Source organism: Pseudarthrobacter cellobiosi, from assembly GCF_023913755.1.
Taxonomy (GTDB): domain Bacteria; phylum Actinomycetota; class Actinomycetes; order Actinomycetales; family Micrococcaceae; genus Arthrobacter; species Arthrobacter cellobiosi.
The window spans coordinates 39,741-61,225 of sequence record NZ_JAMXBJ010000048.1; the positions used below are offsets into that span (position 1 = coordinate 39,741).

General features: G+C 65.9%; 20 protein-coding genes and 1 riboswitch. Of the genes, 1 reads left to right on the plus strand and 19 read right to left on the minus strand.

The genetic code is table 11. The features are described 5' to 3' along the window. Positions 1–47: 47 nt before the first annotated feature. The 10 genes from NG696_RS14705 to hisI all read right to left on the minus strand — a co-directional run bounded on the left by NG696_RS14705 (position 48) and on the right by hisI (position 13,782). Positions 48–1,505: a glutamate synthase subunit beta gene (locus tag NG696_RS14705; RefSeq protein WP_252568963.1), complete on the minus strand. Its 1,458-nt coding sequence runs from the start codon at positions 1,503–1,505 to the stop codon at positions 48–50. Beyond that, positions 1,498–6,111, minus strand: a complete 4,614-nt coding sequence (gene gltB, locus NG696_RS14710) for a glutamate synthase large subunit (RefSeq protein WP_252576003.1) — start codon at positions 6,109–6,111, stop codon at positions 1,498–1,500. Before gltB ends, NG696_RS14705 begins: the two co-directional genes overlap by 8 nt. A gap of 263 nt (positions 6,112–6,374) precedes the next feature. Further along, positions 6,375–7,529, minus strand: coding sequence for a prolipoprotein diacylglyceryl transferase (lgt, locus tag NG696_RS14715; RefSeq protein ID WP_252568969.1), 1,155 nt, complete (start codon positions 7,527–7,529; stop codon positions 6,375–6,377). A gap of 5 nt (positions 7,530–7,534) precedes the next feature. Then, on the minus strand, positions 7,535–8,341 hold the full coding sequence (gene trpA / locus NG696_RS14720; protein ID WP_252576005.1) for a tryptophan synthase subunit alpha: 807 nt from the start codon (positions 8,339–8,341) through the stop codon (positions 7,535–7,537). Further along, positions 8,341–9,747, minus strand: a complete 1,407-nt coding sequence (gene trpB, locus NG696_RS14725) for a tryptophan synthase subunit beta (protein WP_252576007.1) — start codon at positions 9,745–9,747, stop codon at positions 8,341–8,343. Before trpB ends, trpA begins: the two co-directional genes overlap by 1 nt. A 75-nt stretch (positions 9,748–9,822) precedes the next feature. Continuing rightward, positions 9,823–10,644, minus strand: a complete 822-nt coding sequence (gene trpC / locus NG696_RS14730; RefSeq protein WP_252568977.1) for an indole-3-glycerol phosphate synthase TrpC — start codon at positions 10,642–10,644, stop codon at positions 9,823–9,825. Beyond that, the gene (locus tag NG696_RS14735) at positions 10,644–10,931 is read right to left on the minus strand and encodes an HGxxPAAW family protein (protein ID WP_056345635.1); all 288 of its coding nucleotides are present in this window, start codon (positions 10,929–10,931) and stop codon (positions 10,644–10,646) included. The genes trpC and NG696_RS14735 overlap by 1 nt, the downstream gene beginning before the upstream one ends. A gap of 118 nt (positions 10,932–11,049) precedes the next feature. Further along, on the minus strand, positions 11,050–11,652 hold the full coding sequence (locus NG696_RS14740) for a Trp biosynthesis-associated membrane protein (RefSeq protein WP_252568979.1): 603 nt from the start codon (positions 11,650–11,652) through the stop codon (positions 11,050–11,052). Further along, entirely contained in the window at positions 11,649–13,250 is a 1,602-nt protein-coding gene (locus NG696_RS14745; protein ID WP_252576009.1) for an anthranilate synthase component I, read from the minus strand. Before NG696_RS14745 ends, NG696_RS14740 begins: the two co-directional genes overlap by 4 nt. A 124-nt stretch (positions 13,251–13,374) precedes the next feature. Beyond that, positions 13,375–13,782, minus strand: a complete 408-nt coding sequence (gene hisI, locus NG696_RS14750; RefSeq protein ID WP_252576011.1) for a phosphoribosyl-AMP cyclohydrolase — start codon at positions 13,780–13,782, stop codon at positions 13,375–13,377. Positions 13,783–13,918: 136 nt separating this feature from the next. Between hisI and NG696_RS14755 the strand changes: the two genes are divergently transcribed. Continuing rightward, on the plus strand, positions 13,919–14,563 hold the full coding sequence (locus tag NG696_RS14755) for a TIGR03085 family metal-binding protein (protein WP_056345972.1): 645 nt from the start codon (positions 13,919–13,921) through the stop codon (positions 14,561–14,563). Here the strand turns inward: NG696_RS14755 and hisF are convergent. The 9 genes from hisF to rpe all read right to left on the minus strand — a co-directional run bounded on the left by hisF (position 14,560) and on the right by rpe (position 21,471). Further along, positions 14,560–15,336 carry an imidazole glycerol phosphate synthase subunit HisF gene (hisF, locus tag NG696_RS14760; RefSeq protein ID WP_056345623.1) on the minus strand — a complete coding sequence of 259 codons (777 nt, stop codon included), beginning with the start codon at positions 15,334–15,336 and terminating at the stop codon, positions 14,560–14,562. The two genes, NG696_RS14755 and hisF, sit on opposite strands and share 4 nt — an antisense overlap. 58 nt (positions 15,337–15,394) lie before the next feature. Continuing rightward, positions 15,395–16,255: an ATP phosphoribosyltransferase gene (gene hisG, locus NG696_RS14765; protein ID WP_058929289.1), complete on the minus strand. Its 861-nt coding sequence runs from the start codon at positions 16,253–16,255 to the stop codon at positions 15,395–15,397. A 93-nt stretch (positions 16,256–16,348) separates the two neighbouring features. Continuing rightward, complete coding sequence (locus NG696_RS14770) at positions 16,349–16,612, minus strand: phosphoribosyl-ATP diphosphatase (RefSeq protein ID WP_056345618.1); 264 nt, start codon at positions 16,610–16,612, stop codon at positions 16,349–16,351. Between the two features lie 99 nt (positions 16,613–16,711). Beyond that, a complete protein-coding gene (gene ribH, locus NG696_RS14775; RefSeq protein WP_252568984.1) occupies positions 16,712–17,197 on the minus strand; it encodes a 6,7-dimethyl-8-ribityllumazine synthase in 486 nt (161 codons plus the stop codon). Positions 17,198–17,214: 17 nt separating this feature from the next. Continuing rightward, positions 17,215–17,946 (minus strand): GTP cyclohydrolase II, encoded by a 732-nt coding sequence (gene ribA, locus NG696_RS14780; protein ID WP_252568986.1) that lies wholly within the window; start codon positions 17,944–17,946, stop codon positions 17,215–17,217. 10 nt (positions 17,947–17,956) lie between these two features. After that, entirely contained in the window at positions 17,957–18,673 is a 717-nt protein-coding gene (gene ribB / locus NG696_RS14785) for a 3,4-dihydroxy-2-butanone-4-phosphate synthase (RefSeq protein WP_252576012.1), read from the minus strand. Continuing rightward, entirely contained in the window at positions 18,670–19,305 is a 636-nt protein-coding gene (locus NG696_RS14790; protein WP_252568990.1) for a riboflavin synthase, read from the minus strand. The genes ribB and NG696_RS14790 overlap by 4 nt, the downstream gene beginning before the upstream one ends. After that, positions 19,305–20,423 carry a bifunctional diaminohydroxyphosphoribosylaminopyrimidine deaminase/5-amino-6-(5-phosphoribosylamino)uracil reductase RibD gene (ribD, locus tag NG696_RS14795; RefSeq protein ID WP_252576014.1) on the minus strand — a complete coding sequence of 373 codons (1,119 nt, stop codon included), beginning with the start codon at positions 20,421–20,423 and terminating at the stop codon, positions 19,305–19,307. The genes NG696_RS14790 and ribD overlap by 1 nt, the downstream gene beginning before the upstream one ends. Positions 20,424–20,597: 174 nt before the next feature. Continuing rightward, positions 20,598–20,750, minus strand: a riboswitch (FMN riboswitch). Between the two features lie 40 nt (positions 20,751–20,790). Then, on the minus strand, positions 20,791–21,471 hold the full coding sequence (rpe, locus tag NG696_RS14800; RefSeq protein ID WP_252569466.1) for a ribulose-phosphate 3-epimerase: 681 nt from the start codon (positions 21,469–21,471) through the stop codon (positions 20,791–20,793). Positions 21,472–21,485: the final 14 nt, after the last annotated feature.

Consider the following 21,485-nt stretch of genomic DNA (forward strand, 5'->3'; position numbering starts at 1 on the left):
ATTGGTTAAGTTGTTGTGGAGGTTAATCCGCGGCGAACTGACGGCTGTCAGAGGACCGCGATGGCCCGGTCCGTCGGAGCCACCGGCGCCGGCAGGATAGTGCTGCCCATAAGGAACTTGTCCACGGCGGCGGCACAGGCGCGGCCCTCAGCGATGGCCCATACAATGAGCGACTGTCCGCGTCCGGCGTCGCCGGCCACGAAAATGCCCTCCGTGTTGGTCATGTAGTACCCGTCGCGGGTCACGTTGCCGCGCCCGTCGAATTCGGCGCTGACCTGCTCGGTAATGCCCGCGGGCTCGGCACCGGTGAAGCCCAGCGACAGGAAGACCAGGTCCGCCGGGATGATCCGTTCGGTGCCGGCCTTCGGGAGCCGCTTGCCGTCAACGAATTCCGTTTCGGCAACCTTGACGCCGGTGAGCTTGCCGTTCTCCCCGACAAACTCCACGGTGGAGGCGAGGTACGTGCGTTCGCCGCCTTCCTCGTGGGCGCTGGCCATTTCGAACAGGGTGGGGAACGTGGGCCAGGGCTGGTGCCCGGCGCGTTCCGCCGGCGGCTGCTTGCCGATGGCAAGGGTGGTCACTGATGCGGCTCCATGGCGGTGCGCAGTACCGAGGCAGTCAGCACCGGTATCACCGCCGCCCAGGATCACCACGTGCTTACCCTTGGCGTGGATCTGGTTCTCCACCGTCTCCCCCGCGACAACGCGGTTGGCCGGCACCAGGTAATCCATGGCAAAGTGCACGCCGTCAAAATCGCGGCCCGGGATGGGCAGGTCCCGCGGGACGGTGGCGCCGGTGGCAACCACGACGGCGTCGTAGCGGCGTCGCAGCTGCTCCCACGTCACGTCGGTGCCCACAGCGACGCCGGTGCGGAAGCGGGTGCCTTCCGCCTTCATCTGCTCAACGCGGCGGTCCACCTGCTCCTTTTCCATCTTGAAGTCGGGGATGCCGTAGCGGAGAAGGCCGCCGATCTTGTCGTCCCGCTCGTACACCGCGACGGTGTGGCCCACCCGGGTCAATTGCTGCGCCACGGCCAGACCCGCTGGTCCGGAGCCGACGACGGCAACGGTCTTTCCGGTCAGTCGCGTCGGAGGCAGCGGGTTGACCCAGCCGTTTTCGAACGCTTCGTCGATGATGGAGACTTCAACCTGCTTGATGGTCACCGCAGGCTGGTTGATCCCCAGCACGCAGGACGCCTCACACGGCGCCGGGCAAAGCCGGCCGGTCCACTCGGGGAAGTTGTTGGTGGCGTGCAGCCGCTCAATCGCTTCCTCGCCCTTGTCCCGCCAGGTGAGGTCGTTCCACTCGGGAATCAGGTTCCCCAGCGGGCAGCCCTGGTGGCAGAACGGCACGCCGCAGTCCATGCAGCGCCCGGCCTGGGCCTTCAGGACACCCTTTTCCTGGGCCTCGTAGACTTCCTTCCAGTCCATGATGCGGACCGGAACGGGACGGCGCGGCTGGGTTTCACGCTGGCGTACTTTAAGAAATCCGCGTGGGTCAGCCACCGGTTACCTCCAGGATTCGAGCCCATACTTCTTCGCCATCGGGGTCAAGGCCCTCTTCGATCGCGTCCAGACGGGTTTGCAGGACTGCCGCGTAATCGCGCGGCAGCACTTTGGTGATGCGGGCAGCAGTGTCGTCGAAGTTCTCCAGCAACCGTGCAGCGTGGAGCGATTCCGTTTCCTCGACATGCTTCACCAGCAGGCCGTGGACAATGTCCCGGTCTTCGGCGTCGAGTTCAACGAGCTGGAGTTCACCGGACTGCAGGGCGTCCTTGTTGACCTGGGTGGTCTGCAGGTCCAGCACATAAGCGGTTCCGCCGGACATGCCGGCGCCGAAGTTGCGCCCGGTGCGGCCGATGATCAGCGTCTGCCCGCCGGTCATGTACTCGCAGCCGTGATCGCCAATGCCTTCAACAACTGCGGTGGCTCCGGAGTTGCGGACCATGAAGCGTTCGCCCACCTGGCCGCGCAGGAACATCTCGCCGCTAGTGGCGCCGTAGCCGATCACGTTGCCGGCAATGACGTTGCTTTCGGCCTTGAACACATTGGTGCGGTCCGGCCGGACGATGATCCGTCCGCCGGAAAGGCCCTTACCCACGTAGTCGTTCGAGTCACCGAAGAGGCGCAGCGTGATGCCGGCGGGCAGGAAGGCGCCCAGCGACTGTCCCGCAGTACCGGTCAGGGTGATGTCAATGGTGTCCGGTGCCAGCACGTCCGTGCTGAACGTCTTGGTCACAGTGTGGCCCAGCATGGTACCCACCGAGCGGTCCGTGTTGATGACGTCCACCGAAATCTTCACCGGCGTCCGGTCAGTCAGGGCCTCAGTGGCCATGGTGATCAGCCGCTGGTCAAAGTGCTTGTCCAGCTCGTGGTTCTGCGAGGTCATGTTGCGCAGCGGAGCGTCGTCGTCGAACTCGAGTCCGTGCAGGATCGGGTCCAGGTCCAGGCCGTCGGCCTTCCAATGGTTGATCGCTTCGCGGGCATCCAGCACCTCGGCGTGGCCGATCGCCTCTTCGATGCTCCGGAAGCCGAGTTCCGCGAGGATCTCGCGGACTTCCTCGGCCAGGAATTCGAAGAAGTTGACCACAAATTCGGGCTTGCCGGTGAAGCGGGCCCGCAGTTCGGGGTTCTGCGTTGCGACGCCCACCGGGCAGGTGTCCAGGTGGCAGACGCGCATCATGATGCAGCCTTCCACCACCAGCGGAGCGGTGGCGAAACCGAACTCCTCGCCGCCGAGCAGTGCGGCGATAACAACGTCACGGCCGGTCTTGAGCTGGCCGTCCACCTGGACCACCACACGGTCACGCAGGCCGTTAAGCATCAGGGTTTGCTGGGTCTCAGCCAGCCCCAGCTCCCACGGCACACCCGCATGCTTGAGCGAGTTCAGCGGGGATGCACCGGTTCCGCCGTCGTGTCCGGAAACGAGTACGACGTCGGCCTTCGCCTTCGTCACACCCGACGCCACAGTGCCGATCCCCACTTCGGAGACGAGCTTGACGTGCACACGGGCCGAGGGGTTGGCGCGCTTTGCATCGTAGATGAGCTGCGCGAGGTCCTCGATGGAGTAGATGTCGTGGTGCGGCGGCGGCGAAATCAGGCCGACGCCGGGCGTCGAGTGGCGCGTCCGGGCGACCCAGGGGTACACCTTCTGCGCCATCAGCTGGCCGCCTTCGCCGGGCTTGGCACCCTGCGCCATCTTGATCTGGATGTCATCAGCATTGGTCAGGTAGAGGCTCGTGACACCGAACCGACCCGACGCGATCTGCTTGACCGCAGAGCGGCGTTTCGGGTCCAGGAGGCGGTCCACGTCCTCGCCGCCTTCACCGGTGTTGGACTTGCCGCCCAACTGGTTCATGGCAATCGCGAGGGTCTCGTGGGCTTCCTTGGAGATGGACCCATAGCTCATGGCGCCGGTGGAGAAGCGCTTCACAACGCTGGAGACAGGTTCCACTTCCTCCAACGGGACAGCCGGTCGGTCGTTCTTGAACTTGAGAAGACCGCGCAGGGTCATCAGGTTCTCGGACTGGTCATCCACGCCCTTGGTGTAGGACTTGAAAATGTCGTAGCGGCGCTCACGCGTGGCATGCTGCAGCCGGAAGACAGTCTCCGGGTTGAACAGGTGCGGCTCGCCGTCGCGGCGCCACTGGTATTCGCCGCCGCCCAGGAGCGGGCGGTGCGGCATTTCGATGCCGCCTTCGGGGTAGGCCATCTGGTGCCGCGCCGAAACTTCGGCGGCGATGACGTCCAGGCCCACGCCGCCCAGTTGGGAATGCGTGCCGGCGAAAAACTCGTCCACCAGTTCCTGTCCGAGGCCGAGGGCCTCGAACGTCTGTGCGCCGGTGTAGGACGCAACGGTGGAGATGCCCATCTTGGACATGATCTTCAGGACGCCCTTGCCGAGGCCCTTAATCAGGTTGTAGACGCCATCTTGTGGCGTGACCCCAACGACGTCACCGGCGGTGATGAGCTGCTCCACTGACTCCATGGCCAGGTACGGGTTCACGGCAGAAGCACCGTAGCCGATCAGGACTGCCACGTGGTGCGTCTCACGAACGTCGCCGGCCTCGACCACCAGGGCGGTCTTGGTGCGGTTGGCGCTGCGCAGCAAGTGGTGGTGCACGGCGCTGACCAGCAGCAGGGAAGGAATCGGCGCCCACTGCGCGTTCGAGTCGCGGTCGGACAGCACAACATACTGCACGCCGCGGTTGATGGCCCCGGACACCTGCTCGCAGATCTCGGTGAGCCGGGCACGCAGCGCGTTCTCGCCGCCTTCGGGGCGGTAGAGGCCGCGGACCTTCATGGCCACGCGGTCGCCGTCGGGCGTTTCGATGTTGGCGATCTTGGCGAGCTGGTCGTTGTTGATCACCGGGAACGGCAGCATGACCTGCGGCTGGCGTACCTGCTTGGTGTCCAGCAGGTTGCCGTTCGGGCCGATGGCGCAGGTCAGTGACGTGACCAGCTCTTCACGGATGGCGTCCAGCGGCGGGTTGGTGACCTGCGCGAAGGACTGCACAAAGTAGTCGAACAGCAGCCGGGGACGCTTGGAGAGCACCGCAATCGGGGTGTCCGAACCCATGGCACCCAGCGGCTCGGCGCCGGTGCGTGCCATCGGTCCGAGCAGGATCTTGAGCTCTTCGGTGGTGTACCCGAAGGTCCGCTGGCGGATGTTGACGGACGCGGCGGTGTGGACCACGTGCTCGCGCTCGGGGAGGTCCTTGAGGTCAATCAGGTTGTCCTTGACCCACTCGGACCACGGGTTCGCGGCAGCGACCTCGGCCTTAACCTCTTCGTCGTCGATGATGCGGCCAGCCTCGGTGTCCACCAGGAACATCTTGCCCGGGGCAACCCGACCCTTTTTGACCACCTTGGAAGGTTCGACGTCGATCACGCCCACCTCGGAGGCGAAGATGATCAGCCCGTCTTCGGTGATCCAGTAGCGTCCGGGCCGCAGGCCGTTGCGGTCCAGGGTGGCGCCGACAAGGTTGCCATCGGTGAAGGAGACAGCCGCGGGGCCGTCCCACGGCTCCATCAGCAGGGAGTGGTATTCGTAGAACGCACGCCGTGCCGGATCCATGGTGGCGTGGTTTTCCCAGGCCTCAGGGATCATCATCATGATCGAGTGAGTGATGGGGCGGCCGGAGAGCCAGAGCAGCTCGGCGACTTCGTCGAAGGACGCAGAGTCTGACGCACCAGGGGTGCAGATGGGGTACAGCTCTTCCGGCGAGTCACCCAACAGCGGGTTGGCGAGCTGGGACTGGCGGGCGCGCATCCAATTCCGATTGCCCTTTACGGTGTTGATTTCACCGTTATGGGCGATGGTGCGGAACGGCTGGGCCAGCGGCCAGGACGGGAACGTGTTGGTGGAGAAGCGCGAGTGGACGATCGCCAGCTTGGTCTTAAAACGCTTGTCCGAGAGATCAGGGTAGAACGGCTCCAGCTGAGCCGTGGTGAGCATGCCCTTGTAGACAATGGTGCGCGAGGACAACGACGGGAAGTACACGCCGAACTTGTTCTGGGCACGCTTGCGGATCCGCCAGGCGCGTGAGTCCAGCTCGTTGCGGTCCAGTTCCTCGCCGGTTGCCGAGGCAAGGAAGGGCTGTGAGAAGTAGGGCATGCAGGCGCGGGCCATGGCGCCGACGAGGTCCGCGACGATGGGCACTTCGCGCCAGCCGAGCACTGTCAGGCCTTCATCGGCGGCGAGGCCTTCAATACCTGCCTTGGCGGCGTCGGCTTCGCGTTGCTCGGCAGGGAGGAACGCGGTGCCGGCAACGAACTGGCCCGGTGCGGGGAGTTCGAATTCTGTGACGGCGCGGAAGAACTCGTCCGGGATCTGCATGAGCAGGCCGGCGCCGTCACCGGTTCCCTCGTCGGCGCCAACGGCACCGCGGTGCTCCAGATTGCGGAGCGCGGTCAGCGCGGCGTCGACAATGTCGTAGCCGGGCTCGCCGCGGAGCGTGGCGATGATCGCCAGGCCGCACGCGTCCTTTTCGTTCTCCGGGTTGTATAGACCCCGGGCCTCGGGCAGCGCGGCAAAGCGCTTGAACGGGGACATAGCAGCCTCAGGCTGGTCCGGTTCGGACCAGCTGGGAGTGTGAAGAGTTTGGCTCATGGGAGACGTCCTTCCTCCTGATCGTGCGTATGGAAGGGACACCGTTGGCCCCACTCGTCAGCGCCTCTGTGATGGGCACAACAAAGTGTTATTTACAGGAAATTGTAGGCCAGACCGGCCTGCTGACTGAACAGTTACGCAGGTCCCTGACCCGGGCTTGACCGGCCAGCTGCTGTCTGCCGACCGGATGGGCCCTGTTGCCACGACGCTGTGGTGTGTGGGCGCTCCGAGTATTGACTCTGCTACCCTGCCGTGCTGGCGTACTACTTGCTCGTGCCAGCCTCCGGCGCGGATTCCGTTGCCTTGTGGCCGGAAGTTCCGGCTACCGGCGACTCCGGAATTGGCTTGTCGCCGTCCCGGAATGCCGGTTCCTCTTCCGTTGGAGTGGAAGGGATCCGGGCACCATTTTGGTTATCTGGGACAATATCACGCGATTCACTATCTGAGACAGAAGAGTCCGCATCGCGGACTGGTGACTTGTCTGCTCCAGAGGCGTCCATGGCATCGTCTGCTGCCGGTTCATGGCCCGCCAGGAAAGGTGTGTCCGGTTCCGGGCGGCCTTTCAGTCCCAGGAGGACGAACACGATGAGCGCTGCCACAAAGACAAAGATGCTGGTCCAGACGTTGAGCCTGGTGGTGATGCCGAAGAGGTTGATCTGTTCGGCATCGTCGATCCGCATCGCTTCGATCCAGACCCGGCCCAGGGTGTAATACATGGCGTAGAGCCAGAAGAGCCGGGCCCGCCGGAAGTGGAACCGGCGGTCCAGAGCCAGCAGGATGAGCACACCAGCGATGTTCCAGAGCGACTCATACAGGAACGTGGGGTGGAAAAGCGTATCCACCGGCATGCCGGCCGGGAAATTGGGATTGTCCGCATCAATCTGCAGGCCCCACGGCAGGGTGGTGGGTCCGCCGAAGAGTTCCTGGTTGAAGTAGTTTCCCCAGCGGCCAATGGCCTGGGCCAGCAGCAGTCCCGGCGCCGCGGCGTCCAGGAAGGCGGTGAGTTTCACGCCGGACCGGCGGCAGCCGATCCAGGCGCCCAGGACGCCCAGAACCACGGCACCCCAAATTCCGAGGCCGCCTCGCTGGATCTGCGGGATGAGCCCCAGGTCCCCGGTCCCGTCGAAGCCGGGCCCGAAGTAGGCGTCCGGGGACGAAACCACGTGATAGAGGCGGCCGCCGATGATGCCGAAAGGAATAGCCCAGATGACGATGTCCCAGACGCTGCCTTCAGGCGCACCGCGGCGGGCCCACCTGACGGACGTGAGCCACAGGCCCGCGATGATCCCGGCGAGAATGCACAGGGCGTAGGCGTGGATCCGCAGAGTCCCCCACGGCAGCGGGATATCGAAGCCGGACCAGTCCGGGCTGGGGATGCTGGCCGGCACCAGGGCGGCGGCCTGAAGGAGGATCTGCATGGTGGTTAGGCTTCTTTCCTGACGAGTCCGGCGCTCAGGTTCCGGGTGAGGTCCGCGACGGCGTCGACTCCCCCGTCGCGGATGGCGGCAACAAGCGCGGTGCCAACGATGACACCGTCTGCGTACGCTGCGATCTCGCGGACGTGGCTGGCGTTGGAGACACCGAGTCCCACGCACACGCGTTCGGCACCGGCGGCATGTGTGTCGGCGACGAGCTTCTCCGCGCTGCTGCTGACGGCCTGGCGGGTACCCGTCACGCCCATGATGGAAACGGCGTACACAAAGCCCCTGCTTGCCTTGACCGTCACGGCCAGGCGCTCGGGGGTGGAGGACGGCGCCACGAGGAACACGCGGTCCAGTCCGTACTTGTCCGAGGCAGCGAACCATTCCGAGGCTTCGTCCGGGATGAGGTCAGGTGTGATGAGCCCTGCTCCCCCGGCCTCGGCCAGCCGGCGGGAGAACTCGTCCACGCCCATCCGGACCACGGGGTTCCAGTAGGTCATCACCAGCACGGCTACGTCTGTGGCTGCAGTGATGCCGGCGACAACGTCAAAGACGCTTTCGACCCGGAATCCGTTGGCGATTGCCTCGGTGGTGGCGGCCTGGATGACCGGGCCGTCCATGACCGGATCCGAGTAGGGAATGCCGATTTCGATCAGGTCGGCACCGTTCTTCGCCATGGCAATGCCGGCGTCGATGGTGGCCTGGACGTCCGGGTACCCCGCGGGCAGGTAGCAGACGAGCGCTGAGCGCCCGTCGTCCCGCGCACGGTCGATGGCGGCGGCGGACTTGCTGGCCGTCTGTTCAGTCATCAGTTCTGGTCCTCGTTGTTGTCCGCGACGCTGCTGTCAGGAGCGGCTGTGGCGGGAACGGCTTCAGTTTCTGCCCGGTCGGCAGGGCCCTTGGGCTTGCGGGTGGACAGGTTGGTGCCCTTGACCTTGCCCTCTTCATCGAGCATGTCGAACCATTCCGCGGCGGTCTCAACGTCCTTGTCGCCGCGGCCGGAAAGGTTCACGATGATCACCGTTTCGGACGGGTCGGCGGTGCCTTCGGTGAGGCGCTTGCCAACCTTGATGGCACCCGCGAGGGCGTGTGAGGACTCGATGGCGGGGATGATGCCTTCTGTCCGGCACAGCAGCTTGAACGCATCCATTGCTTCGCTGTCGGTGATGGGCTCGTAGCTGACGCGTCCGATGTCGGCCAGGTAAGCGTGCTCCGGGCCAACGCCCGGGTAGTCCAGGCCTGCGGAAATCGAGTGCGACTCGATGGTCTGGCCGTCGTCGTCCTGCATAAGGTAGGAGCGGGCGCCGTGCAGGACGCCGGGCTTGCCAAGGGTGATAGTGGCTGCGTGCCGGCCGGTGTCCACGCCGTCGCCGCCGGCTTCAAAGCCGTAGATCTTCACGGACGGATCATCCAGGAAGCCGTGGAAGATGCCGATCGCGTTGGAACCGCCGCCGATGCAGGCGCAGACGGCGTCGGGCAGTTTGCCGGTCTGCTCCAGGATCTGAGCGCGGGCTTCCTCACCGATGACCTCGTGGAAGAAGCGGACCATGGCCGGGAACGGGTGCGCCCCGGCAGCGGTGCCCAGCAGGTAGTGGGTGTTGTCGACGTTGCTGACCCAGTCCCGGAGAGCGTCGTTGATGGCGTCCTTGAGGGTCTGGGAACCGTTCACCACGGGCACCACGGTGGCGCCGAGCAGCTGCATCCGGGCGACATTCAGTGCCTGCCGGCGGCAGTCTTCGGCGCCCATGTAGACAACGCATTCCAGGCCGAGGAGCGCGGCGGCGGTGGCGCTGGCAACGCCGTGCTGCCCGGCGCCGGTCTCGGCGATGACGCGTGTCTTGCCCATGCGCTTGGCCAGCAGGGCCTGGCCCAGGACGTTGTTGATCTTGTGGGATCCGGTGTGGTTGAGGTCCTCGCGCTTGAGGAAAATCCGGGCGCCGCCGGCGTGCTCGGAGAACCGCTTGGCTTCGGTCAGCAGCGAGGGACGGCCGGAGTAGTTCTTGTTCAGGTCAGAGAGCTGGGCCAGGAATTCGGGATCTGCCTTGGCCTTTTCAAAGGTGTCTTCGAGCTCCTCCAAGGCGGCGATCAGCGATTCCGGCATCCAGCGCCCGCCGTAGCCGCCGAAGTATGGCCCCGGGGCGTGCTTCAGCGAGCCGCCCTGCAGGAAAGCGTCCGCAGCATTGTTGTCAGCGTTTTCTGAGGGTGCGTCAACCATCAGTCTCACCGTCCTGTTCAAGTTGGTCGTTCGGAAGTGTTGTGCCGCCGGCGCCAGGGCCGGCGGGTGCCGGGACTAGGCCCGGGCGGCGATGGCGGCAGCGCCTGCCGCCGTGAATTCGGCGATCCGGTCACGCGGCGTTGCGTCGCTGACCAGGGCCTCGCCCACCAGGATGGCGTTGGCGCCGTTGGCGGCGTAGTGCGTCACGTCGTTTACGCCGCGCACACCGGATTCGGCGATGACCAGCGCTTCGGCCGGAATCAGTCCGGCGAGTACGGCGAAAACTGAACGGTCGACGTCGAGCGTCTTCAGGTTGCGCACGTTGACGCCGATGATGCGCGCCTCAGCCGCCACTGCACGTTCGATCTCCTCTTCCGTGTGCGTCTCCACGAGCACGTTCATGCCGAGTTCGCGGCTGAGGGCGCTGAACTCCCGGAGTTGGCTGTCGGAGAGCGACGCCACGATGAGCAGGATCAGGTCCGCGCCGTGGGCGCGGGCCTCCCAGATCTGGTACTCGTCGAGCGTGAAATCCTTGCGGAGCAGCGGAACGTCCACGCGGGCACGGACGGCGTCCAGGTCTGCAAGGGACCCGTTGAAGCGCCGCTGTTCGGTAAGGACGCTGATCACTGCTGCGCCGCCGTCGGCGTACTGCTCTGCCAGCGCTGCCGGATCCACGATGGTGGCGAGATCGCCCTTGGACGGGCTGCGCCGCTTGATTTCCGCGATGACCTTCAGCTGGTCCCGCTGCACCGCGGTGCCGCCGAGGGCCGACCAGGCGTCCCGGGCGGGTGCCGCGGCCGCAGTCAGGTCCTTCAGTTCTGCCAGCGAAACGAGACGCTTCCTGGCCTCCATATCCTCCCTGACACCGGCATTGATGTCGTCGAGAACAGTCGCCATCAGTGGCCGGAGCTCTTCAGCTTGCTGCCTTCGACGCCGTAACCCGCCTTGCGCATGATGTAGCCAAGGATCAGGCCGAGGACCATCACGGCCGCGCCGGCGATGAAGATGGGGGTGTTGGCGATGACAAAGGCGATGGACGCGATGAGGGCGCCGACCAGCATAACGATCACGCAGGTCCAGGCCGCGGGGCTGTTGCCGTGGCCAAGTTCCTGGCTGTGGTCAACGACGCCGGGGGCAACGGTCCGGGTGCCTGATTTCGATACGGAAGCGGGTGCTTTGCTCATGTGAATCTCCTCGGGATGAATACTGCTTACATTCTGCCATTTTTTGGCCGTGACCTGCCCATCGGCAGGCCGGGCTCAGGTTTTAGCGGGCTGCCCGGCTTTGGCTGCGAGCGGGGGTTCAGGTGGGATCGTCGCCGCGCGAGAGCCTGTCCCAGCTGTCGATCTCGTCCACAGGACCGGTGGCGGCCGCCGTACTGCCGGCGGGCCCCCCGTATGTGGTTGCGTCATATTTGGTCCGCGACTTCCAGTGCCGGCCGGCAGGGATGATCAGCAACGCGGCCAGCGCCAGCAGGGAACCGGCGACGACGGCGAGGACCGGGAAGGCGGTAACAGCCACTTCCGCGTTGCCGCCGGTGACCCCGGTGGCGGCGGCTATGGAGCCCTGCGAGGCGCCCAGCGGGTCAGCCAGCACCGTGGCGGCGGCGGCAATGATGCCTACGGAGGCCAGCATGATGATGGCGGTGATGACCCACCGCGCGAACTTTCCGGCGATGGACGCTGCCAGTCCGCCCGCCAGGGCCACCAAGGCCAGGGCTGTCACCGTTGTGGCCGCTTTGCTGCCCTGGACCGGAAGGGTGTTCTGGTCCCCAGCCGTCTGGCCCACCTGGTTGGCGTCCAGGGTGACGGTGATCCAGGTCTGGGTGGTGGTCCCGAAGACCGCCAGCGCAAGGACGGCGATCAGCAGTACCAGCGTGGACTTCCTGGCCCAGGCCGGCGTCATTCGGCGCCCTGGCTTTCCCCGGCGGTGCCGGCGTCGCTGTGGGGAGAGGTGCCGGGGAGCGATTCTGCCGCAATGTTGTGCAGCGATCCGGCGGTGTGCACGGCCCGGAGGGGAGCGGCCGCCTTGTTCACGGTCTCCAGGGCTTCTGTGGGGTTCACGGAATCCGCCACGATGCCGCCACCGGCCTGGACGTAGGCGCGTCCTTCGCGGAGGAGGGCCGAGCGGATGGCGATGGCCATGTCCATGTCGCCGGCAAAGTCGAGGTACCCCACCACGCCGCCGTAGATGCCACGGCGGTGGGGTTCAAGCTCGTCCAGCAGGCGCAGAGCCCGGGGCTTCGGGGCACCGGACAGTGTGCCCGCGGGGAAGGTCGCCTTCAGGACGTCGTAGGCGTTGGCGTCCGGGGACAGCTTGCCCACCACGGTGGAGACCAGGTGCATGATGTGGCTGAACCGCTCCACCTCCATGAACTGCGTGACGTCCACGGTTCCCGCCACGCAGACCTTGGACAGATCGTTGCGGGAGAGGTCCACGAGCATCAGGTGTTCAGCGCGTTCCTTCTGATCTGCCAGCAGCTCCTCGGCGAGGGCTTTGTCTCCCTCCACCGTCTTGCCGCGGGGCCGTGAGCCGGCGATGGGGTGGGTGATGACTTCCTCACCGGTCACTGTCACCAGGGCCTCGGGCGAGGACCCAACGATCGAGTACTCCCGGCCGTCGGCGTCCTCGAGGCTAAAGATGTACATGTACGGGCTGGGGTTGGTGTTGCGCAGGACGCGGTACACATCAAGGGGCGAGGCTCCGCACTCCATTTCGAAGCGCCGTGAAATCACCACCTGGAACACTTCGCCGTCAACAATGGCTTCCTTGCCGCGGTCCAGCGCGGCCAGGTAGGAGGGTTCGTCCCACCGTTCCTCGACGCTGGAGGCGAAATCCAGGGCCGCGGGCTCCAGTACGGAAACCGGCTGGGCCACGGGCGTGCTGATCTGGGTGAGGAGGTCCTTGACCCGCGCCACGGCATCTTCCCAGGCCTCGTCCACGCGGTCGGAGCTGCCGTCGAAGTTGATGGCGTTGGCGATCAGCAGCACCGTGCCGTCATGGTTGTCGTGCACTGCCATGTCCGTCACCAGATTCAGCGCCATCTCGGGCAGGTGGAGGTCATCCTCCGGCGGACTGGTCAGCCGTTCCCAGTGGCGGACCGTCTCCCAGCCCAGGAAGCCGACGAGTCCGGACGTGAAAGGCGGCAGTCCGTCAAACCTGCGGGTCCGCAGCGCTTCGATGGTGTCGCGGATGGCGTCCACGGGATTGCCGTCCAGGGGCACTCCGGCAGGGGGCTGGCCCAGCCAGTGTGCCTGGCCGTCCTTGGTGGTCAGGGTTGCACGGGACTTCGCGCCGATGAAGGAATACCGCGACCACGTGCCGCCCACCGCCGCAGACTCCATCAGGAACGTGCCGGGCTGGCCTTGGGCAAGCTTCCGGTAGAGGCCGATAGGGGTCTCCGCGTCCGCAAGCACTTTGAGCGTGACGGGGATGACCCGGCTGTTGCCGGCGAGTTCGCGGAACTCCTCGAGGCCCGGGCTGATGATTCCAAGGTCCTGCATGGCTATGCTTCGCCGCCTGTTCTTGTGTGTCGCCTCGTGAAATGTCGCCGGGTGTGGAGCGGCGCCAGTCCTATGCTGCCAAAAGTGTTTGCCTGGGGGCAGGTCATCCGCCCCGGGCCGTGGGTCAGACCGCCCCGCCAGTCTGGACTTCCAGGTCCCTGCCCTCGAAGCAGGTCCGCGTACCGGTGTGGCACGCCGCGCCAACCTGGTCTACGCGAATCAGGAGGGCATCGCCGTCGCAGTCCAGGGCAACCGATTTGACCCACTGGACGTGGCCGGAGGTGTCCCCCTTGCGCCAGTATTCCTGGCGGGAGCGGGAATAGAAGGTGACCCGGCCGGTGGTCATGGTGCGGTACAGGGCTTCATCGTCCATCCAGCCCAGCATCAGCACCTCGTTCGTATCGAACTGCTGTACGACGGCGGCTACGAGCCCGGCGCCGTCACGCTTCAGTGCGTCCGCGATGGCGGGCGGAAGCGGGCTTGTGACGGGGGCCGGGACAATTACGGGGGCGGAGGCGGGCTGCTCAGACATCAGACCAAGTCTAGTGCCTGATCAGCGGCCCCCAAATATGCACAAGCGGGCATACAACCAGCGTGTGAACAAGGGCACCCATCGGCTGGCGGTTCTGCTGCCCAACTTCGCTGCTCTCGTGCTAGTTTCACAAGTGATGCATTTCGTCGAACCGTCCCGAGAAGTCCTGGCCGAAACCCTGCTGGCGGCCGGTCCTGATGCCCCTACCCTCTGCCGAGGCTGGCGCACCAGGGACCTTGCCGCGCACCTTTACCTTCGCGAACGCAAGGCTGCCGTAGGGCTTGGTCTCATCATCAAGCGCCTGTCCAAGGCTTCGGACAAGGCCACCGCCAAGCTCGCGGCGAAGCTGAAAACCGCTGACGACTACACCGGCCTCGTGAACACCTTCCGTAGTGGCCCGCCGGCTCTGTCCCCCATGAACATCAAGGCATTGGACGAGAGCTCCAACCTGATCGAATATTTCGTCCACACCGAGGACATCCGCAGGGCTGTGGACCGCTGGGCGCCGCGCGCCCTCGATGAGGCCTACTCGGACGCCCTTTGGGACGAACTGATCAAGCGGGCAGCCATCCTTTACCGCGGCGTCGACCTTGGCATTGTGCTCGTGCGCCCGTCCGGCCCGCGGCACGTCGCCAAGCGGGCACCGGTTTCGGTGGCGATCGTTGGTGAGCCGGGCGAACTGCTGATGCACGCCCACGGCCGGACCCGCCACGCCCTGGTCACTTTCGAGGGCCAGCCCGACGCCGTCGCCCTGCTCCAGTCAGCAGAAGTCGGACTTTAGCGGACTTCGAAGCCTGCCTCGCGGATGGCCTGCTTGACCTGGGACATCATGTTGTCCGGTCCCCAGTGGAAGATCGATGCGGCCAGCACGGCGTCCGCTCCTGCGGCTACGGCTGGCGGGAAGTGGGCCGGTTCGCCGGCGCCGCCTGAGGCGATGATCGGCACTTTCACCGCAGCCCGGACGAGCCGGATCAGTTCCAGGTCAAAGCCGTCTTTGGTGCCGTCGGCGTCGATGGAGTTGAGCAGGATTTCTCCGATGCCGCGGTCTGCGGCTTCCCTGGCCCACTCGATGGCGTCGATCCCGGTACCGGTGCGGCCGCCGTGGGTGGTCACTTCAAAGCCCGACGGCGTGGGCTGGGACCCGGGGCGGGTCCGGCGGGCGTCCACGGACAGGACCAGCACCTGCGAACCGAAATGCCGGCTGATTTCGTTGATGACGTCCGGCCGGGCAACGGCGGCCGTGTTGATGGAAGCCTTGTCCGCGCCGAAACGCAGGAGCTTGTCCACCTCGGCAACACCGCGGACACCGCCGCCCACGGTCAGCGGGATGAAGACTTCCTCGGCCGTGCGGCGGACCACGTCGAAGGTGGTTTCGCGGTTGCCCGAGGACGCCGTGACATCGAGGAACGTCAGCTCGTCGGCGCCCGCATTGTCGTAGCGGTGCGCCAGCTCCACCGGGTCACCCGCGTCGCGGAGCCCCTCGAAGTTGATGCCCTTCACAACGCGCCCGGCGTCGACGTCGAGGCAGGGGATGACTCGTACAGCTACAGCCATGGGGACTCCTGGAATTCTCGGGTGGGTTCTGCGGCGCGGCGTGAACCGGGCCGGACGCTCAGATACGGCAGGCGTGGATGCTGCTGACCAGGATGGCGCGGGCGCCGAGGTCGTAGAGCTCATCCATGATCCGGTTGGTTTCCTTCTTCGGAACCATGGACCGGACGGCCACCCAGTCGGAGTCGCGCAGCGGTGAGACGGTGGGTGATTCCAGGCCGGGAGTCAGTGCGGCGGCCTGTTCCACGAGTTCCTTGCGGATGTCGTAATCCATCAGCACGTATTGGCGTGCCACAAGGACGCCCTGCAGGCGGCGGATCAGGACTTCAATCTCCTTGGCGGTGCCGTTCGCCGCTCCGCCATCGCCGGTGCGGCGGATCAGGACAGCTTCTGACTTGAGGATCGGCTCGCCGAAGATTTCCATCCCGGCAGCCTTGAGGGTGTTACCCGTTTCCACGACGTCGGCGATGGCATCCGCTACGCCCAGGCGCACGGAAGACTCCACGGCGCCGTCGAGCCGGACCACCTTGGCGTTGATGCCCCGCTCGGCGAGGTAGCCGCGGAGCAGGCCGTCGTAGCTCGTGGCGAGGCGTTTGCCTTCCAGCTCTTCTGCGGCGGCGAAATCGCCCACCGGTCCGGCGAAGCGGAACGTGGATGCAGCGAATCCCAGGGGCAGCAGTTCCTCGGCCTCCACCTCGGCGTCCAGCAGCAGGTCGCGGCCGGTGATGCCGACGTCGAGGGTTCCGCGTCCGACATACACTGCGATGTCGCGCGGGCGGAGGAAGAAGAACTCGATGTCGTTGTCCGGGTCCATCATGACCAGCTCGCGGGTGTCGCGGCGCTGGCGGTAGCCAGCTTCGGACAGCATGGCGGAGGCGGCTTCGGACAGGGAGCCCTTGTTTGGTACGGCTACTCGCAGCATGGGGGTCTTTCTTGGTTGGGAGGTCTATGGATCAGGCATACGGGCCACGCAGGGCACGGGCAGGCAATTGTTGACCGCCGGGTGCCGCAGTGGCTACAGATGCTTGTAGACGTCTTCCAGGGTCAGGCCTTTAGCGAGCATCAGAACCTGCAGGTGGTAGAGCAGCTGGGAGATTTCCTCGGCCGTGGCCTCATCGGATTCGTACTCAGCGGCCATCCAGACTTCGGCTGCTTCCTCCACGACTTTCTTGCCAATGCCGTGGACTCCGGACTCCAATTCAGCGACGGTGCGGGAGCCTGCCGGGCGGGTGGCTGCCTTCTCACTCAGTTCAGCGAACAGCGTCTCGAAATTCTTCACGCCCTACAGCCTACTTGCTGCCGGCCCGGGGGCGCCTTTCGGGCCGCTGCATGACGGGCGCGATGTGAGCGAACACACACCGCGCCCGTCCACCGGCTGCTACTTGTACTGCTTGAGGAGCACTGCGGTGGCCAAGGCTGCCGTCACTGCTTCGTGGCCCTTGTCCTCGCTGGAGCCCGGCAGGCCCGCACGGTCCAGTCCCTGCTGCTCCGTATCGCAGGTCAGCACGCCGAAGCCCACCGGCACGCCGGTGGAGACACTGACGTCGGTCAGTCCCGACGTCGCTGCCTGGCAGACGTATTCAAAGTGCGGCGTACCGCCACGGATCACGACGCCGAGGGCTACCAATGCGTCAAAGTGCGGTGCCAGCCGCGCGGCAGCGACGGGAAGCTCGAAGGCACCGGGAACGCGCAGTACGGTGGGTTCGCTGATGCCTGCATCTTTGGCGGCGCGCAGGGCACCGTCCAGGAGTCCGTCCATGATCTGGGTGTGCCAGCTGGCTGCCACAATGGCCAACCGCAGCTGCGACGTTTCCGCCGGGTTGAGGGTGGTGAGGTCAATATCTGGTGCGCCGTGTCCGCTCATGCGTGAATCTGATCCGTTCAGTTTTGTTCGTGGTCGAAATCGTCGGCGGGGCCGCTCGGCACCGTGACAACGTGGGTGTCCAGCGTCAGCCGGTGCTCCATGCGGTCCTTTTTGGTCTGCAGGTAGCGGATGTTCTGGTCGCGGGACGGCACCTCGGTGGGCACCATTTCCACTACCTTCACGCCGGCTTTGGCGAGCCTGTTCTTTTTGTCCGGGTTATTGCTCAGGAGCCGAACCTCGTGGAGGCCCATCTCAGCCAGGATCTGGGCGGCCGCCTTGTAGCAGCGGGCGTCCACCGGCAGTCCCAGCTGTTCGTTGGCCTCCACAGTGTCAAAGCCCGCTTCCTGGAGGGCGTAGGCCTTGATCTTGTTGGCCAGGCCGATCCCCCGGCCTTCCTGCCCGCGCAGGTACAGCAGCGTGCCGCCGAACTCATTGATCAGCTCCAGGGCATAGGCCAGCTGTTCGCCGCAGTCACAACGGTAGGAGCCGAAGACGTCGCCGGTCAGGCACTCGGAATGCAGTCTGACCAGCGGAGCAACGCCCTCCTTGGGCGGGTTGGGTGAGCTCACCGCCAGGTGCTCGGCGCCCGTGACCAGGTCTGTCCACGCTTGGGTAATGAAATCGCCAAATGCCGTGGGCAGCTGAACAATCGGACCGCCGCTCACGGGATGGTGGGCCCGGCCATTGCCGGCTGCCCCCCGATGGTGGCCGTTCTGGTGGCTGTCGTCCGATACTCCGGAAGCCGTCATCATTACTCCTCTACTCCGCCCGGGCGTCCGGCCCGGTGTCACTGTCGGCGGGAGCCCCGGCTCCTGCTTCAAGGTAAGCCACCAGATCCTCAATCGAGATCAGGGGGCATCCGTGTTCAGCGGCGAACCCCCGCAGCCCGTCGAGCCGCATCATTTCGCCGTCGTCGTACACAACCTCGGCGATCACGCCCACTGGTTCCAGTCCGGCGAGCCGGCAGAGGTCCACGGCCGCTTCGGTGTGGCCGGGGCGTTCACGCACTCCCCCGTTAACTGCCCGGAGCGGGAAAATATGCCCGGGCCGGGTCACGGCGGCCGGTCCGGCGCCGGGGTCTGCAAGGACGCGGGCCGTAAGGGCCCGGTCCGTGGCGGAGATTCCGGTGCTGACACCCCCGGCCGCGTCGCAGGAAACGGTGTACGCCGTACCCTTTGCGTCCTGGTTCACGGCCACCATGGGCGGCAGGGCCAGGGCGTCGGCGCGTTCCCCGGTCAGGGGGACGCAGATGACGCCGGAGCTGTAGCGGATGGTCCATCCCATGAGGGCAGGGGTGGCATACTGTGCGGCGAAGATGATGTCGCCTTCGTTTTCGCGGTCCTCGTTGTCCACCACCAGCACGGGCCGGCCGGCGGCCATGGCGCGGATGGCATCTTCCACGGGGTCAAGTCCGAAGGCTGCATTAGGTCCCGGGGCTGCGGACGCGGCCGGCTCCAGCCGAACGGTGGCGTTCATCGTTCGCCCCCGGTGGTTGCGCCGGTGCTGAATGCCAGCAGCCGTTCGGTGTATTTGGCGAGCACGTCGACTTCAAGGTTGACCCTGCTGCCGGTTTCCTTGGCCCCCAGGCCGGTCTCGGCCAAGGTGGTGGGGATCAGCCCCACTTCGAACCACGGCTCCGGCTCCGCGGCGGGGCTGACCGCCGTGACCGTGAGCGAGACGCCGTCGATCGCGATGGAGCCCTTCTCCGCGATGTAGCGGGCGAGGTTGGCCGGCACACCGAACCGGAGGCGTTCCCAGTTGCCGAGCGCCTCGCGCTCCAGCAGCTGCCCGACGCCGTCGACGTGGCCCTGGACGACGTGGCCGTCCAGCCGGCCGCCGGCGGGGACGCAACGCTCAAGGTTCACCGAGTCACCGGCGGCAAGTTCGCCGATGGTACTGCGGACGAGGGTTTCGCCCATCACATCAACGCTGAACTCTTTGCCCTCGATTGCGGTGGCCGTCAGGCAGACTCCGTTGACGGCGATGGACCCGCCCAGTCCGAGCCCTTCGGTGGTGCCGGGCGCGCGGAGGCGGAGCGTTGCGCTGGCATCGCCGTCCCGCTCCACGGACAGGACCTGTCCCTGCTCGGCAATAATTCCGGTAAACATCAGTAGCCTCCCGTGGCTGGTTCCGCGGCGTTGCGGGATAGTTGTGGTTCAAGAGCTTCGGTTGGTTCTGGACGGAGGTGCAGCCTCAGGTCCCGGCCCAGGGTCAGGACGGCGCCGCCGTCGGAGGGGTCCCAGTCCCAGTGCCGGGCGTCCGCGAGGGTGGTGATTCCCAGTCCGTTGAGGGCGGGAGTGCCGGAGCCCAGCAGGGTGGGGGCAACGTAGACAATGAGTTCGTCCACAAGCCCGGCGGCCAGGAATGAACTGAGGATGCGTGAGCCGCCTTCCACCATGACGTGGCGGACTCCCTCCGCGTAAAGGAGCGAGAGCGCCTCCCGCGGATCCCGCGTGGGCAGGTGGAGCACGTTGCCGTCGTCACCGCGGACGGCGGCGTCGGCCGGGATGTCCCGCACGCCCATCACGGCGCGCAGCGGTTGCTTGCCGGATGTGGCTCCGGACGCGTCGCGGGCTGTCAGCCGGGGGTTGTCCACCAGCACGGTCTGGGTGCCCACGAGGATGGCGTCGATCCGCCGCCTCAGTCCGTGGTTGTCAGCGAGCGACTCCGGGGAGGAGATCCACTGGCTCGTTCCGTCCTCGGCGGCGATCCGGCTGTCCAGGGTCTGGGCGATGTGCAGCGTCACGAACGGGCGCTGTGCGGCCACTCCCAGGAACCACTGACGGTTCAACTCGAACGACTCGCCGGCGGCGAGCCCGCTGCGGACCTGCACCCCGGCGTTCCGGAGGGTGGCTGCGCCGCCCGCCGCAGGGTCATGCGGATCGTCGACGGCGTAGACCACGTCCGTGATTCCGGCACGAATGATCGCCTGGGTGCAGGGCCCCGTGCGGCCGCTGTGGTCACAGGGTTCCAGTGTGATCACCATCGTGCAGCCGGTCAGGTCCAGCCCGGCGGCCTCAGCTTGGGTGATCGCGTCCGCTTCGGCGTGGGGTGTGCCGGCGCCGCGGTGGTACCCGGTCACCAGCTGGCGGCCGTCCGCATCGATCACGACGGCGCCCACCAGCGGATTCGCTCCGCGCGGGCCCTGCAGGGCTGCTTTCAGCGCTGCGTCCATGGCGGCGGTTTCGGCGGCACTGAACGCCGTGACGTTTTCGATCCGGGTCATGCGGCGGCCACCGGTCCGGTGGCTTCGGTTCCCGGAGCATGGGAAATCCTGGCTTCAAAGAGCCATCGCAAGGGGTTCATGTGTGTTGTCGTTCCTTCCCTCTAGAACCGCGATGGCTCCGGGGGTATACGACAGCAGAAGGCCGCAGCGCCATAAGGCGCCACAGATACAGCTGTACGTGCTTCTCTCATCCAGACTTTAACTGTCGGTACCGGAATTTCACCAGTTCAACCGTCCGCCGGTTCCTTCCCTGAAGGGAAAGCGCCGGCTCGCGGGTCGCGGACTATCACCGCCGGTTCGGACTTACACCGACCCCGGAGCACGTATTGTGTGTTGCTATTGTGCCATAACCACAAGGTGGCCCAGACTATTCCGCGGACGCAGCACGTAACTTTATGCTGCCGGCTTCGCGGAGCCGTCCGATGGCTGCAGCCGGGTCTTCCGCGCCGTAAACAGCCGAACCCGCCACAAAGACGTTCGCACCTGCTTCGGCCGCCCGCAGAATGGTTTCCTCGGTAATGCCACCGTCCACCTGGATGGCGACATTGATTCCGGAGCCGTCAATGGCTGCCCGGGCCTTGCGGATCTTGGGCAGGGTGAAGTCCAGAAACGCCTGGCCGCCGAAGCCCGGCTCCACGGTCATGATCAGGAGCATGTCCAGTTCCTCGAGCATGTCCAAGTAGGGTTCCACAGCTGTGGCTGGGCGCAGCGCCATGCCGGCCCTGGAGCCCCGGGCCCTCAGCTCGCGGGCCAGTTTGACCGGTGCAATGGAGGCCTCGGCGTGGAAGGTCACGGATGCCAGCCCTGCGTCGGCGAACCCCGGTGCCCAGCGGTCGGCGTCGGAGATCATCAGGTGGGCGTCCAGCGGGACGGGGCTGACCGCCTGGATCCGCTGGACCACGGGCAGCCCGATGGTGAGGTTGGGGACAAAGTGGTTGTCCATCACGTCCACGTGCACGGCGTCAGCGTTACTGATGCGCTGCAGTTCGGCTTCGAGGTTGACGAAGTCGGCGGACAGGATGCTGGGGTTGATGCAGCACTGCGGCATGGGGGAACCTTTCA